At 42.7% G+C, this 14,219-nt stretch carries 16 protein-coding genes; 2 read left to right on the forward strand and 14 right to left on the reverse strand.

Annotation, left to right across the window (positions count from 1 at the left end):
• Positions 1-82: 82 nt before the first annotated feature.
• Entirely contained in the window at positions 83-1,474 is a 1,392-nt protein-coding gene (locus QZZ55_RS13495) for an aminotransferase (protein WP_293267858.1), read from the reverse strand.
• 385 nt (positions 1,475-1,859) lie between these two features.
• Here QZZ55_RS13495 and thiS point away from each other — a divergent pair, with 385 nt between their 5' ends.
• Positions 1,860-2,063, forward strand: a complete 204-nt coding sequence (thiS, locus tag QZZ55_RS13500; protein ID WP_366512325.1) for a sulfur carrier protein ThiS — start codon at positions 1,860-1,862, stop codon at positions 2,061-2,063.
• Positions 2,064-2,115: 52 nt separating this feature from the next.
• Complete coding sequence (locus QZZ55_RS13505; protein WP_293267859.1) at positions 2,116-2,913, forward strand: thiazole synthase; 798 nt, start codon at positions 2,116-2,118, stop codon at positions 2,911-2,913.
• A gap of 106 nt (positions 2,914-3,019) precedes the next feature.
• Here QZZ55_RS13505 and QZZ55_RS13510 read toward each other — a convergent pair whose 3' ends face one another.
• The 13 genes from QZZ55_RS13510 to ftsY all read right to left on the reverse strand — a co-directional run.
• Complete coding sequence (locus QZZ55_RS13510; protein WP_293267860.1) at positions 3,020-3,742, reverse strand: ABC transporter permease; 723 nt, start codon at positions 3,740-3,742, stop codon at positions 3,020-3,022.
• A 184-nt stretch (positions 3,743-3,926) separates the two neighbouring features.
• The gene (gene nadA, locus QZZ55_RS13515; RefSeq protein ID WP_293267861.1) at positions 3,927-4,985 is read right to left on the reverse strand and encodes a quinolinate synthase NadA; all 1,059 of its coding nucleotides are present in this window, start codon (positions 4,983-4,985) and stop codon (positions 3,927-3,929) included.
• A 110-nt stretch (positions 4,986-5,095) separates the two neighbouring features.
• Positions 5,096-5,782 carry a 7-cyano-7-deazaguanine synthase QueC gene (gene queC, locus QZZ55_RS13520; RefSeq protein WP_293267862.1) on the reverse strand — a complete coding sequence of 229 codons (687 nt, stop codon included), beginning with the start codon at positions 5,780-5,782 and terminating at the stop codon, positions 5,096-5,098.
• A 20-nt stretch (positions 5,783-5,802) separates the two neighbouring features.
• Complete coding sequence (gene ybgF / locus QZZ55_RS13525) at positions 5,803-6,651, reverse strand: tol-pal system protein YbgF (RefSeq protein ID WP_293267863.1); 849 nt, start codon at positions 6,649-6,651, stop codon at positions 5,803-5,805.
• Entirely contained in the window at positions 6,651-7,181 is a 531-nt protein-coding gene (pal, locus tag QZZ55_RS13530; protein WP_293267864.1) for a peptidoglycan-associated lipoprotein Pal, read from the reverse strand. The genes ybgF and pal overlap by 1 nt, the downstream gene beginning before the upstream one ends.
• Positions 7,182-7,265: 84 nt before the next feature.
• Entirely contained in the window at positions 7,266-8,555 is a 1,290-nt protein-coding gene (tolB, locus tag QZZ55_RS13535; RefSeq protein WP_293267865.1) for a Tol-Pal system beta propeller repeat protein TolB, read from the reverse strand.
• A 3-nt stretch (positions 8,556-8,558) separates the two neighbouring features.
• Complete coding sequence (gene tolA, locus QZZ55_RS13540; protein WP_293267866.1) at positions 8,559-9,587, reverse strand: cell envelope integrity protein TolA; 1,029 nt, start codon at positions 9,585-9,587, stop codon at positions 8,559-8,561.
• Between the two features lie 8 nt (positions 9,588-9,595).
• Entirely contained in the window at positions 9,596-10,012 is a 417-nt protein-coding gene (gene tolR, locus QZZ55_RS13545; protein ID WP_293267867.1) for a protein TolR, read from the reverse strand.
• Between the two features lie 12 nt (positions 10,013-10,024).
• Complete coding sequence (gene tolQ / locus QZZ55_RS13550) at positions 10,025-10,705, reverse strand: protein TolQ (protein ID WP_293267868.1); 681 nt, start codon at positions 10,703-10,705, stop codon at positions 10,025-10,027.
• Positions 10,706-11,005: 300 nt separating this feature from the next.
• The gene (locus QZZ55_RS13555; protein ID WP_293267869.1) at positions 11,006-11,404 is read right to left on the reverse strand and encodes a TraR/DksA C4-type zinc finger protein; all 399 of its coding nucleotides are present in this window, start codon (positions 11,402-11,404) and stop codon (positions 11,006-11,008) included.
• A gap of 80 nt (positions 11,405-11,484) precedes the next feature.
• Positions 11,485-12,498 (reverse strand): Holliday junction branch migration DNA helicase RuvB, encoded by a 1,014-nt coding sequence (gene ruvB / locus QZZ55_RS13560; protein WP_293267870.1) that lies wholly within the window; start codon positions 12,496-12,498, stop codon positions 11,485-11,487.
• A gap of 72 nt (positions 12,499-12,570) precedes the next feature.
• A complete protein-coding gene (gene ruvA, locus QZZ55_RS13565) occupies positions 12,571-13,200 on the reverse strand; it encodes a Holliday junction branch migration protein RuvA (RefSeq protein ID WP_293267871.1) in 630 nt (209 codons plus the stop codon).
• A gap of 114 nt (positions 13,201-13,314) precedes the next feature.
• Positions 13,315-14,219, reverse strand: a 905-nt coding sequence (ftsY, locus tag QZZ55_RS13570; protein ID WP_293267872.1) for a signal recognition particle-docking protein FtsY, incomplete at its 5' end; no start/stop codon positions are given.

Consider the following 14,219-nt stretch of genomic DNA (forward strand, 5'->3'; position numbering starts at 1 on the left):
GACAACTACCCAAGAATGGGTAGTTGTCTATCCACATAGACGAAGACTTAGAGAGTCTGTCTTATGCTTTATGCTTTATGCTTTATGCATTAGGCGCTAGTTCAGCCAGTGCATTATCAATAGCATCTACGATTTTATCGATATCTGCTTGTGTAGCAATTAACGCTGGGCTCAAGCAAATAGTATTGTTGTACTCTTTGAATGAACGGTTAGTACGACCAATAATGACACCGTTTTTCATGCAGTGTGCGCCAATAGCCATCGCTACACTCTCATCAACAGGTTCTTTAGTCACACGATCTTTAACCATTTCAAAACCTGCAAACAAACCTTTACCACGCACATCACCGATGACGTCGTATTTTTCCATGAGCTGATTCAACCGGCCTTTCAGATACTCACCTTGCTGGTTTACATTATCAAGAAGGTTCTCATCTTCGATGATTTGCATGTTAACCAATGCAGCTGCGGGGCCTGCAGTACACCCACCAAATGTGGAGATATCACGGAAGTAATCCATACGAGGGTCTTCAGGATCTTTAAACTGATCAAAAAGATCTTCAGTCATAACGGTACATGAGATTGCGGCATAACCCGATGCAACACCTTTAGCCATGGTAACCATATCTGGCTTAATACCGTAATGCTGGTAGCCAAACCAAGTTCCTGTACGGCCTAAGCCACACACAACTTCATCAATATGAAGCAATATGTCGTACTGCTTGCAAATTTCTTGAACACGCTCCCAGTAACCATGAGGCGGCTCAATCACACCACCGCCTGCAGTGATGGGCTCCAAGCACAATGCACCAACAGTTTCTGGGCCTTCTGCAAGAATGACTTTTTCAATCTGGTTAGCAGCCCAAACACCATAGTTTTCTTTATCCGACTCTTCTTGAGCACGGTACTCACAGCAATGCGGTACTTCTACAAAACCAGGTGTAAACGGGCCGTATTGGTTTTTACGCTCATACTGGCCTGTCGCACTGAGTGCTGTAATAGTTGTGCCGTGATAATCACGCTCACGGAATAAGATTTTATGCTTCTGCCCGCCATTTTTCTTAGCTGCTAACTGGCGAACAATTTTAAATGCTTTTTCGTTTGCTTCGGAGCCTGAATTTGAGTAATAAACACGGCTCATACCCGGCATTTTAGCAATGAGTTTTTCTGCAAATTGTGCAGCAGGTACGTTACCCGCTGTTTGAGCAAAATAGTTAAGGGTAACCAGTTGGTCACGCACGGCATCAGCAATTTCCGTACGACCATAGCCAACATTGACTGTCCATACTGCGCCAGATACTGCATCCAGATACTCATTACCTTTAGCATCCCAAACACGCATGCCTTCGCCTTTAACAATAACCATCGGATCAGCTTCTTCGAATGGTTTATGTTGCGTCAGATGATGCCAAATATGTTTACGGTCGTTACCAACCACTTCTTTTGCATCAAATTCGTTAGCGTTGTAAGTCATACTCACTTCCTCTGAAATACTGTTATTTTTATACTGAGGCAGGAGCTTTTGCTCCTAACTTCTGTCGTTTTTATAAAGACTGAAGCGCGTTAACGTACTTACACTTAAGGTTTAACACCTATAAAAAAGCACCCCGCCCGGCCTACCAATGACGTTTAAATTACTGTCCAAGCATGAAAGTGAGTTAGAACCAGATCTTTCACGATAATGATACCAGCGCATTAAATGTGATCTTAAACCACACATCAAAACAAAGATTCAAAGTACTGGACTCACACTTCAAAACACTTTGGCTCTTCTCGATTCACAGTAGTTTTCCGAGTATTGCAGGATAAAAATAACTGAACATATCTATTGTTCTAGTGTGAATTAGAAGGGAAATAAAATGATTCGGCTTACCGTTAATGGCGAAACAATGCAGCTCTACAGCACAGACAATTTAAAACAATTACTAGAATCACTTCACCTAGGCCAGAAGCGAATTGCTGTTGAAGTTAATCGCGAAATCATCCCTCAAAGCTTGCACCAAAGTACGCGTATTCGTGAAGGTGATAAAGTAGAAATCGTTCGAGCAATTGGCGGCGGCTAATCATAAAAATAATCGTTAATTCATTAGCTTAGCTTCTTCGGAGGAAACCAAGATGACACCCGATATTATTTTGAATGACCCGTTTATTGTTGCCGACCGCACCTTTACATCACGACTGATGATAGGAACCGGTAAATACAAAGATATGGAAGAAACGCGTCTAGCAATTGAAACGAGTGGCGCCGAAATAGTCACTCTTGCTTTGAGACGAACCAATATTGGGCAGAACCCGAATGAACCCAATTTACTGGATGTCATCTCTCCAGAAAAATATTGCATATTGCCAAACACTGCATTTTGCTACACGGCAGAAGAGGCTGTACGCACCTGCCGTTTAGCAAGAGAACTGCTCGGTGGTCACAACCTTGTAAAACTCGAAGTACTCGGCGATGAAAAAACTTTATACCCTAACGTAACAGAAACACTCAAAGCTGCTGAAGTACTAATAAATGATGGTTTCAACGTCATGGTTTACACAAGTGATGACCCACTCATTGCTAAACGCTTAGAAGACATGGGCTGTGTTGCCGTTATGCCACTAGGTGCACCAATTGGCTCAGGACTTGGTATTAGTAACCCTCATAATATTAAACTGATTTTAGAAAATGCCCAGGTGCCCATTATTGTGGATGCTGGTGTAGGCACACCTTCTGATGCAACGCTTGCTATGGAATTAGGGTGCGCAGGCGTACTGATGAACAGCGCAGTGGCGCATGCTCAACAACCTGTTTTAATGGCACAAGCTATGCGCAAAGCTGTTGAGTGTGGTCGTGAGGGTTATTTGGCGGGACGAATGCCTCGCAAAGCATATGCCAGTGCTTCATCACCAATTGAAGGTACTATTTCCTAACGTTATCGACACATTAAATGGCAGTCACTGTGTTAACTTACTGCCATTTTCTTTAGCGTTTCGCCTTTATATCAATTTTTACCCGTATTACTTTACCAGTGATAACTTACTTTACAACCTCAGTTACAACGGGTGCTATACGATACCTACGCCCTAATAACCATAGCATCATTGCGGCGCCCATTCCGCTAGTTCCTAAAATCATCGTCATAATCATAATCTGATATCGAACGGCTATAAGCGGCGAAACACCCGAAAGGATTTGGCCTGTCATCATTCCTGGCAATGCAACTAAACCGACAGCAAGTAGGCCATTAATCTGAGGAATCATAGCAGCATGAAAAGCATTCAGCCTTGCTTGCTTTTCATCCTTACCTTCATGTAACTCAGCATGATATCTCTCTGCGGCGAGGCTAATAGCATTCATAGTGTTAGCAAAATACATCCCTGCAAGCGGTATCATCACACGAGGCTCATACCAAACGTCTACATCCAACACTAACTTTAGGGTTATTAATAAATGCAGACTAACTGCCAGCCCTAATGCAATAAAAGCAGGTTTCAAAAAGCCTTTATGGTGCCTGACAGGACGAATAGCAATCCAGGAGGCTGCGCTAATCATAACCACTAATACCACTAAGGTGAGCCATATAGATGGATTACCAAATAGTGCGACTAAAATGTAGCCAACACCAATCAACTGTAATGTCATTCGCGCACTGGATAATAATATTTCGGACGGCTTACCCTGCCAATAAAGATAAATACCACAAATCATCAATACTGGTAGAGCACACCATGACAGTGATAACCAAGATATAGTGGGCATATTTACAGAGCTCCATTCCTTGAAAAGCAATAATTTCAAAAAAGTTTATAGGGGTATTATGCGACATATAGTGGCACTTTAAGAGGAATATACTAAGTGATATAGGTAGCGGAGATAATACAAAAACATGAAGTGATAATTATCACCCGCTCAGCATCACACTGAACGAGTGATATCTTTACTATTATGACTTATTATTCAGACTATTAGAAAAATCTAACATACGCTGCAAAGGACGACGAGCATCCTCAATTAATGATTCTTCCACCAATACTTCTCCTTCACCTGTCTCAAGTGCAGAGATAATATTTTCGAGTCCATTCATGGCCATCCACGGGCAATGAGCACAGCTACGGCACATTGCACCGCTTCCACCGGTAGGCGCTTCTAAGAAAGTTTTCCCGGGGGCTGCTTGACGCATTTTATAAAAAATACCGCGATCGGTCGCCACAATAAATGTTTCATTAGGCAACTCAGAGGCCGCCTTAATGAGCTGCGTGGTAGAACCAACTACATCAGCAATTTCCACAACAGCATCGGGAGATTCCGGATGCACTAGCACTGCTGCTTCAGGATAAACGCTTTTCAGCTCAAGAATACCCTTAGCTTTAAACTCTTCATGGACAATACATGAGCCGTCCCACATCAACATCTCAATGCCGGTTTGCTTTTGTACATACTCACCAAGATGCTTATCAGGCGCCCAGATAATCTTTTTACCTTGCTCTTCCAGATGCTCAGCAACATTAACGGCAATACTAGAAGTTACTACCCAGTCAGCACGCGCTTTTACCGCCGCAGATGTATTAGCATATACCACCACTTCGTGGTCGGGATGCTGATCACAAAATGCCGAAAACTCTTCAATTGGACAGCCAATATCTAATGAACAAGTCGCTTCCAGCGTTGGCATCAAAACACGTTTTTCTGGGTTAAGAATTTTAGCTGTTTCGCCCATAAAACGAACACCAGCGACCACTAATGTTTGCTCGGGGCGCTGTGTACCAAAACGTGCCATTTCAAGTGAATCAGAGATACAACCACCGGTTTCTTCGGTGATTTCCTGAACGATAGCGTCGGTATAATAATGAGCTACTAAACAGGCGTTTTTCTCTTTAAGCAATGTTTTAATACGTGATTTATAGCGGTCGATTTCAGCCAGCTCCATCTCACTTGGCAGGTGTTCCTGCGCAAAGTGTTCTTGAACCAGAATACGATCCGAAATGTCCTTTTTGCTCAACATAGTCAGATATCGCCAGTAGAAAATAAATGGGAGTGATAGGGTACACTATGGCGCAATTATTTTCACGCTACTGTAATACCAGAAGAATTATTCAAATAATAAACTAAACGTCAAGCACCAATATAACGTGTAGGGTCGGCAATATTAGCATCTTCAAATCCCTTGGCGCGTAAACGACAGCTATCGCAAATACCACAAGCCAATCCATTATCATCCGCTTGATAACAAGATATAGTCTCAGCGTAATTAACCCCGAGGGCTTGGCCTTCACGAATGATATCTGACTTAGTCATATTCATTAAGGGCGTATGAATTTTAACACCCTGGCCAGAGACTCCTGTCTTAGTAGCGAGGTTTGCCATTTTCTCAAACGCATCAATAAACTCAGGACGGCAATCTGGATACCCAGAGTAATCCACGGCATTAACACCTATGAAAATTGCGTCCGCTTCTAGAACTTCAGCCCACCCAAGCGCTAACGATAAAAAAACCGTATTACGTGCAGGCACATAAGTAATAGGAATGCCGCCAGTTTCGTGATCAGGCACATCGATGCTATGGTCGGTCAAGGCAGACCCACCAAAATCTTCAAGATGTAGACGTATAACACGATGCTCAGCAATGTCTAATTGCTCCACAATACGTCGTGCAGCATTCAACTCAGTTAAAGAGCGCTGCCCATAATCAAAACTTAAAACAAAACACTCAAAACCTTGATTCTTAGCCATCGCTAATACAGTAGCCGAATCAAGGCCTCCCGATAAAAGCACAACAGCCTTAGGTGCAGGCTTACTCATAACAATTTCATTCCTACTCTTTATTGATTTAACGCACTTTCAGCTAATTGAGCCGCTGAAGTTTGAGGGTATTCTTTCACTACTCGAGCCATAAACACCATGGACTTCTTAAGATCACCCTGCTGCTTATATAAAATGCCTAACTTATACAAAGCATCTGCCGCCTTACGAGATTCACGATATTGATCCGTCACACGCAAAAATGCTTTTTCAGAAAGAGGATGCTTACCTTGAGCCAAATAGATTTCACCCAGCCAATAGTACGCATTAGGTACTCGTGGGCTATTAGGATAATCAGCTAAAAACTGAGTGAAACTGTTAGCTGCTCCATTAAAATCTCGCTCTCTAACCAGCTTAAATGCCGCTTGGTAATCCCTCTGGTCATTTATGCTGGGAGTATTACTAGCATCTTTTGTCTGATTATTAGCAACGGAGGTAGTATTTTCATTTTCCTCTATAGGTGCATCTGAAACTACTGAAGCGTTAAGTGGCAGAGCAGAGCTGGCATTTTCTGCTATATTCTTCGCCGGTACATCTGCAGACTCAGGTAAATCGTCGTCTTGCATTTGGCTTTGAATAACAAGACTTAAACGGCGATCAAGATCTCTATAGCGGTCCTTTTGAGAGGCCTCCATACGCTTGAACCGATATTCTTGTGACTCTAGCTTACCTCTCAACTCCCGCAATTCATCTTGTAATTGTTGAATCGTAATAATCAACTGGCTATTTTGCGACAGCGCGTAATTGCTAGACGCCGTATTGCCCTGGTTAATTTCGATAACAGGGACAACCTGAGCGGCCTGAGTCACCATCGCAAAGGCGATGGTGACTACACCGACAGATATTCTTTTAGGGAATATCAATTTCATTATCGCGCTTCGTATTTCAGTTCAACACGACGGTTCTGAGACAATGATCCTTCACCAGACCCCATCACAGCTGGTTTCTCTTCACCATAACTAATAGATTCTGCTTGGGCACTATTTACGCCATTTACTGACAAAAAGCGCTCAACAGCTTTAGCGCGACGCTCACCAAGTGCCATGTTATATTCGCGTGTGCCGCGTTCATCTGCATGCCCATCTAAACGTACTGATGCGTTTGGATGAGTTGCCAGATACTGCGCATGAGCTTCCAAATCTGCGATGCTATCACTACGCACTGAAGACGCATCAAAGTCAAAGTAGAAAATGGTTTGTAAATTAGCAACATCGACAGAGCCTGCAACACCTGATCCATTAACATCTGCGCCAGATCCTGCACCATAGGTACTTGCTGATCCATTATTCTCATTCGACGAACCACTGCTATCAGTAAGAGTGCTTGGCGAGCTACAACCCGCGACCCAGGCAACAGATAATGCTAAAGATATTGCTTTTGCAACATTTGAAACGCGCATAGAAACTCCTGAAAATAGTTAAGTAGCTTAGGTCTTTACCTTAGCTTGTAGTTTAATCACTACTAATTTATTAATAACAATATTTTATTGCAAATATGGGGACCACGCAGGCTCCCTCACATCGCCACGGGTATTGGGCATTGTAAAGCGAACACGCCCATCCAAAGACACACCGGCCAACACTCCCCGCCCACCTTTTTTAGTTGCATATAGAATAATGCTTCCGTTCGGTGCAATCGTAGGAGATTCATCCAAACCTGTACTGGTAAGGACATCTAACCTGCCGCTTTTTAAATCTTGAACGGCAATATGAAAACCGGATGAATCCTGATGAACCATAGTTAAGAAGCGGCCATCCTGTGTTAAACGACCACGGCTGTTGTACTTACCTTCAAACGTAAGACGTTTGAGATCTCTCGTCGGCAAGTGCAATGAATATATCTGAGGCATACCTCCTCGATCAGAAGTAAACAGTAGTGATTCACCATCAGGAGCCCAGGTAGGCTCTGTATCAATGCCATAATGACGTGTTACTCGGTCCAACTGCCCAGTAGCCAAGGTCAACACATAGATTTCTGGGTTTCCGTCTTTTGATAACACTAAAGCAAGCCTATCACCTTGTGGTGACCAAGCAGGTGCTCCATTTAACCCTTTAAATGACTGAATTCTTTGTCGTTGCCCCGTGGCTAAGTGCTGAACATAAATAGATGGGCGAGTACTTTCAAATGAGACATACGCCAGCTTGCTTCCATCTTTCGACCATGTAGGTGACAAAATAGGTTCTTTTGATTCAAGTATAGTGCGTGGCCTAGCACCATCAGAATCTGCCATTTGGAGACGATAACGATATTTATTCTCTCCCAACATCTCAGCTGTTACGTAAACAACACGTGTCGAAAATGCACCTCTAATCCCCGTCAACTGCTGAAAGATTTGATCGGCTATATAGTGCGCCACATCTCTTAAGTTCCCTGCGTTACCATTAACAGTTTCAGACCAAACTCGTTGCTCTTTAAGAACATCATAAAGCTCTACAGTAGCGGTGACCTGATTATTTGCAGCGGGGATAATCCGACCGACTACTAAGTAATCACTCCCCGAAACACGCCAGTCACGGAAGAAAATTTGTTCCTGAGTCTGAGGACTACTCAGCATGTTTTCTCGCTTCATCATACTGAAGAAACCACTGCGACCGAGGTCATCGGATACAATTTGTGCAATATCATCACTGAGTTGCTCGCCATCCCAACCAAAAGGAACAACCGCAACAGGGGTGGGGGCATCAACACCCTGAGTAACTTCTATAACCAACTCTGCCCGAACAGCCAACGCTGATAATAGTAAAACGACACCTACCAAGATTTGTTTAACCATGTTTTACCACCTTAATCCTTCTGGTCGAAACTCAATAATAACCCGACGTAGCTCTCTTTCAAAAAAGAGCGGGTCTACTTCTGCAACTCGAGGAAAGCCACCAACTCTATATACAGCCTTTTCTGTTGATTTATCGAAAGCTGCATCACCACTGCTTTGAAGCACTTCCACACTATCGACCTCTCCCGAGGGAAACAAGCGTATAAGTACTTTAGCTTTCATACCATTACGAGTATTACTCGGGTATCTCCAATTTCGTTCAATTAGTGCCTGAATATACCCACTAATTTCAGCTCGCATTTTGTTAGCACGCTCTGCCGCCGCTTTACTCTTGGCCGCCCTTTGTTCAGCCAAACGTTCTTCAGCTTGTTGCCGTTTTAGTTCTTCGGTTTTACGTTTTTCGTCTTGCTTCAATTTTTCAGCTTTACGTTTTTCGTCAGCTATGGCTTTTTTCTTAACTTCAGCCGCTTTACGTTTTTTTTCTACTTCACTTTTTTTCTTCTCAGCGGCTCTTTTTTTAGCCTCTGCTTTTTTCTTATCTTCTTTTTTCTTTTTTAGTTCTTTCTTTTTCAGCTCGTTATCTGCAGCAATTTTTCGCGCCAAATCATTTTCTTTTTGTTCTTTCAGTTTTGCGTTTTTCTTTTTTTGGTCTGCTTTACGTTGCTTTTCAGCTATCGCTTTTTGCTTAACCTCAGTCTCTTTCTTTAACTTTTCAGCTTTCTGCTTTAGATCACTTTCAAGCTTTTGTTGCGCAAGTTCTCTTTGTTTCTGGAGTTCTTTTTGATGCTGCTTCTCAATTTTTTCACGCTTTTTTTCTTGAATAGCTTTATTTCTTTGCTCTTCCTGAAACTTTTTCTGCAAATCCTCCTGATTACTTAATGCTTTTAAGTCAATCATTTGCGCCTGAATATGTCGCGGCATTCTGCGATAAGGATCTTCTTGCTGAAACCAATGAGGAATTAACAGCAACAATAACCCGCCGTGCAAAATAATGGCGAATAGTATTGGAATAATATAACTGGTTATACCCACGCCATAACCTATTCTGTTACCAAGCCAACACTGCTTGCACCTGACTGCTGCATCAGGGACATCAAGGTCACGACTTTATCGTAGTAAACATTTTTGTCTCCCCTCACCAGTAACAACTGCTTTGGGTTAACACTCATAATCTTTTGTACACGGATAGATACTTCTTCGCTACTAACAGCCTCTGTTTCAGAACCTCCAATGTTGATGTAATAAAGGCCATCTTTATCCACAGTAACAATAACGGGTTCTTCATCCTGGGCATCAACGGGCTCTGCAGTAGCTTGAGGAAGCTCAACACTAACGCCTTGCGTCAACATCGGTGCTGTCACCATGAAAATGACGAGTAGCACCATCATGACATCAATATATGGGACAACATTAATGTCCGCGTTGAGTTTACGTTTATTTTTCTTCCGTCTTATCATTTTATTAAACCATTAAATTGGCGAATGAATACGGCGGTGCAGAATACTAGAAAACTCATCGGCAAAGGTTTCGTAATTATTCATTAACCATTCTGATTTAGCGGAAAAACGGTTATAAGCGATAACAGCAGGGATTGCCGCAAACAAACCTATTGCGGTTGCAACTAGTGCCTCTGATATACCAGGAGCGACAGATGCCAGCGTAGCTTGATGGACATTTGCAAGCCCACGAAACGCATTCATAATCCCCCATACTGTACCAAACAAACCAATATATGGACTTGTTGAGCCAACCGTCGCCAAAAAAGGTAAGTGCTGATCTAGTTTTTCTTCCTCGCGCGCTAAAGCAACACGCATGCTTCGATGAACGCCATCCATCACCGCATCAGGGTCATAATTCTTTTGCTGTGTCATTCGAGTGTATTCTTTAATGCCAGCACAAAAAATGGTTTCAGCACCGCTGATTTTCCCGGTTGAATCCGTGATCTCACGATACAATTGCCCTAAATCTATTCCAGACCAAAATCTATCTTCAAAGTTACGTAATGCTTTGGTCGTTTTATGAATGACACTAAAGCGTTGAAAAATAATCACCCAAGATATAAAAGATGCGAGCACTAGAATAGCCATAACTGCCTGCACTACTGCACTTGCATTGATAACAAGACTCCAGATCGACAACTGTTCGCCCACTGCACTTTCTCCGTGACAAGCCTATTAACTGGTTCCAAGTTAATAGAAATAGTAAATGATAATTAAATGTTATAAACAACGCCTAGCGGAACTTGTTCATGCTGTGATATCTGTATGTTTGAAAAGTTCATCCAAACAAACCAACAAGCGCAATTTAGTACCTAAGCGATGGTGTTTAGAGCAAAAACGCAACAATAGCAGGCACGCAGATTTATACAAGAAGGGTATTGAAAATGATAAGGTTATTTTTATATCTTGGGCTCTATTACTAAAAACAACCTTTCCATAATTTATTCATTTCTATAAAGAAGCATAATGAACTTCAGGGTGACCACTTTCTTCTTTGGATTGACATGAAAGGCACCTTGAAGAGACAGGGTTAGCTTTTAAACGATTAAGTTCGATTTCTTCATCACAGCTAATACACAAACCAAAAGAACCGTTTTCTAAACGATGCAATGCTTCTTGGCACTCTCTTATTTCACCTAAATGCCGTGAAACATTCGTGATATTAATTGTAGAATCTAAGTCCGCTGTTGCTTCGTCACCGCGATCGTGGGTCTCCCTAACGCCCGCATGCCCTCTTTCACCCTGTTGATCTTCTAGCTCATGACCAACATCTTCACGCAGGTGACCAAGCAACTCCAAAAGCTCTGCTTTTATAGCTTTAACTTGAAAGGCATTTAATTGGGGGGACATAGTGCTATCTCTCTTATTGTTAGTGTATTAACACGCTTAACAAAGCATACAGAGAGTAAAACACACTATTTTTGTAGGGGTTATTGATCCTCGTCAGGCTTATCTATACCAAAGTGTAAATAGGCGTGATCAGTGACCACTCGCCCCCTTGATGTTCTCATAATATAACCTTGCTGAATAAGGTATGGCTCAAGCACATCTTCAATTGTATCGCGCTCCTCACTGATCGCAGCAGCCAGACTATCGATTCCAACAGGCCCTCCACCGAATTTTTCAATCATCACCAACAGTAATCGCCGATCCATGTGGTCAAAACCACGCTCATCAACACTCAGCATATTTAACGCAAGATTTGCTACGTCTTGAGTGATAACGCCATCACCCTTTACTTCGGCATAATCACGAGCACGACGCAGCAATCGGTTAGCTATACGCGGGGTACCTCTACTGCGCTTAGCCACTTCTTTGGCACCTTGAGCATCAATCTTGGATCCTGATAATTGTGCAGAACGGAGAATAATTTGTGTTAAATCCTCTATATTATAAAACTCTAAACGTTGCACAATCCCAAACCGATCACGCAATGGCGAAGTTAAAGAGCCCGCGCGAGTGGTAGCGCCAACTAGAGTGAACGGAGGCAAATCCAATTTAATAGAACGTGCAGAAGGGCCTTCACCAATCATAATATCTAATTGATAGTCTTCCATTGCAGGATAGAGTATTTCTTCAACATTTGAGCTAAGGCGATGAATTTCATCAATAAAGAGAATGTCGCCTTCTTCTAAATTTGTGAGCAAAGCAGCTAAGTCACCAGCTTTCTCAATAATAGGGCCTGAGGTTGTTTTAATATCCCCACCCATTTCATGAGCAATAATATTTGCTAGCGTTGTTTTACCGAGCCCTGGCGGGCCAAAAATCAATGTATGATCGAGCGCTTCTTTACGCTGCCTCGCGGCATGAATAAAAATTTCCATCTGCTCTTTTACAACGGGCTGCCCAGTATAATCTGCCAGTGTTTTAGGACGAATTGCACGATCATGCTGCTCTTCGACAGGTGCACTTACAGGAGAAATAAAACGATCCGCTTCGATCACGACAAACGCCTCAGTGAACAAATAAAGAACAACACATATTAACTAACTATATGCCTTACAAAACTAGGAAGATTAGCCTGAAATCATCGATTTAAGTGCCAGGCGAATAAGCTCTTCACTGCTAACATCCACCCCTAATTTTTGCTCAGCTTGCGCGACTGCCTTCGTGGCTTGTACAGGCTTATAACCAAGAGAAACTAATGCACTTTCTGCTTCTTCTCTATAACCGGCCATGTGTTGCGCTATATCAGGTAAATCATTACCAGTAAGCTGGAAGTCAGCAGGTTCAGCTTGTTGAAGGCTTTTAAGTTTATCTTTTAACTCTACGATCAGACGTTCGGCAGTTTTCTTACCTACACCTGGGATACGCGTTAACGCCGCTGCATCTTCACGCTGCAGGCAACCTATAAACTCTTCCGTGGTCATCCCTGAAAGAATAGAGATTGCCATTTTCGGGCCAACACCATTCGCCTTAATTAAAGAACGAAATAAACCACGCTCTTGCTTATCAATGAAACCATAAAGTAGCTGCGCATCTTCTCGCACAACAAAGTGCGTATAAAGCACAACGTGATGCCCCATGTCCGGTAAGCGGAAAAAAGTGTTCATGGAAGCTTCTACTTCGTAACCAACACCCTGCACATCCACCAGCAGTTGTGGTGGTTGCTTTTCGATTATTTCACCCTTAAGTCGCCCTATCAAAGCTATTTTCTCATCCAGTTAAAAACATGGATAAATATACAGTACATCTATATAAATACCAATACCGTTAATAACAGTTTAATAATAAGTAACTCTCAGATGATAAACCTGTCCTTATTCATCAAATAATGCAGCTACGAACTCTTCAGAAACAAAAGGTCGCAAATCGTCTATTTGTTCGCCGACACCGATAAAGCGAATAGGCAATTCCAACTGCTTGGCAATAGCAAATATGATTCCGCCTTTTGCAGTCCCGTCCAATTTAGTCAGCGTGATGCCCGTAACACCCACGGCATCTTTGAATATACGCGCCTGACTCATAGCATTTTGTCCAGTCCCTGCATCTAGCACTAACATTACCTCGTGCGGGGCCGTTGCATCTTTCTTACGCATAACACGTACAACCTTCTCAAGCTCTTGCATGAGATGGTCTTTGTTTTGTAAACGGCCTGCTGTATCAGCAATCAATACATCAACATTCTTTGTTTGGGCAGACTCTAAAGCATCAAATAGAACTGAAGCCGAATCTGCACCGGTATGCTGAGCAACGACAGGAACATTATTTCGATCACCCCACACCTGCAACTGCTCGACAGCTGCCGCACGGAACGTATCACCAGCCGCCAACATGACGGATTTTCCTTGTGCCTGAAAACGCTTAGTTAGTTTTCCGATAGTCGTTGTTTTACCTACACCATTGACCCCTACCATAAGGATCACGTAAGGCTTACTCTCTGCATCTATTACCAACGGCTGCTCAACCTGACCTAACAAACCGGCGAGTTCTTGCTTCAAAGATTCATGCAATGCTTGAGCATCGGCTAATTGGTTGCGCTCTACCCTATCGGTTAACCGGCCTATAATTTCTGTTGTTGCTTCAACGCCAACATCCGCTGTTAAAAGCAGTGTTTCAATGTCTTCTAGTAGCTCGTCATCAATCTCTTTCTTACCGAGAAAGAGATTGCCTAATTTTACTGAAAGGTTTGCTTTTGTGCGGCTTAACCCCGCCTTCATCCGAG

Source organism: Neptunomonas sp. (assembly GCF_016744175.1).
Lineage (GTDB): Bacteria > Pseudomonadota > Gammaproteobacteria > Pseudomonadales > Balneatricaceae > Neptunomonas.

Excerpts from the sequence above, each read along its gene's own strand:
- nadA (WP_293267861.1), bottom strand. The coding sequence starts at position 4,985 with ATGTTGAGCAAAAAGGACATTTCGGATCGTATTCTGGTTCAAGAACAC.
- pal (WP_293267864.1), bottom strand. The coding sequence starts at position 7,181 with ATGCGCGTTTCAAATGTTGCAAAAGCAATATCTTTAGCATTATCTGTT.
- QZZ55_RS13505 (WP_293267859.1), top strand. The coding sequence starts at position 2,116 with ATGACACCCGATATTATTTTGAATGACCCGTTTATTGTTGCCGACCGC.
- tolR (WP_293267867.1), bottom strand. The coding sequence starts at position 10,012 with ATGATAAGACGGAAGAAAAATAAACGTAAACTCAACGCGGACATTAAT.
- ybgF (WP_293267863.1), bottom strand. The coding sequence starts at position 6,651 with ATGAAATTGATATTCCCTAAAAGAATATCTGTCGGTGTAGTCACCATC.
- thiS (WP_366512325.1), top strand. The coding sequence starts at position 1,860 with ATGATTCGGCTTACCGTTAATGGCGAAACAATGCAGCTCTACAGCACA.
- tolB (WP_293267865.1), bottom strand. The coding sequence starts at position 8,555 with ATGGTTAAACAAATCTTGGTAGGTGTCGTTTTACTATTATCAGCGTTG.
- QZZ55_RS13555 (WP_293267869.1), bottom strand. The coding sequence starts at position 11,404 with ATGTCCCCCCAATTAAATGCCTTTCAAGTTAAAGCTATAAAAGCAGAG.
- QZZ55_RS13510 (WP_293267860.1), bottom strand. The coding sequence starts at position 3,742 with ATGCCCACTATATCTTGGTTATCACTGTCATGGTGTGCTCTACCAGTA.
- QZZ55_RS13495 (WP_293267858.1), bottom strand. The coding sequence starts at position 1,474 with ATGACTTACAACGCTAACGAATTTGATGCAAAAGAAGTGGTTGGTAAC.
- queC (WP_293267862.1), bottom strand. The coding sequence starts at position 5,782 with ATGAGTAAGCCTGCACCTAAGGCTGTTGTGCTTTTATCGGGAGGCCTT.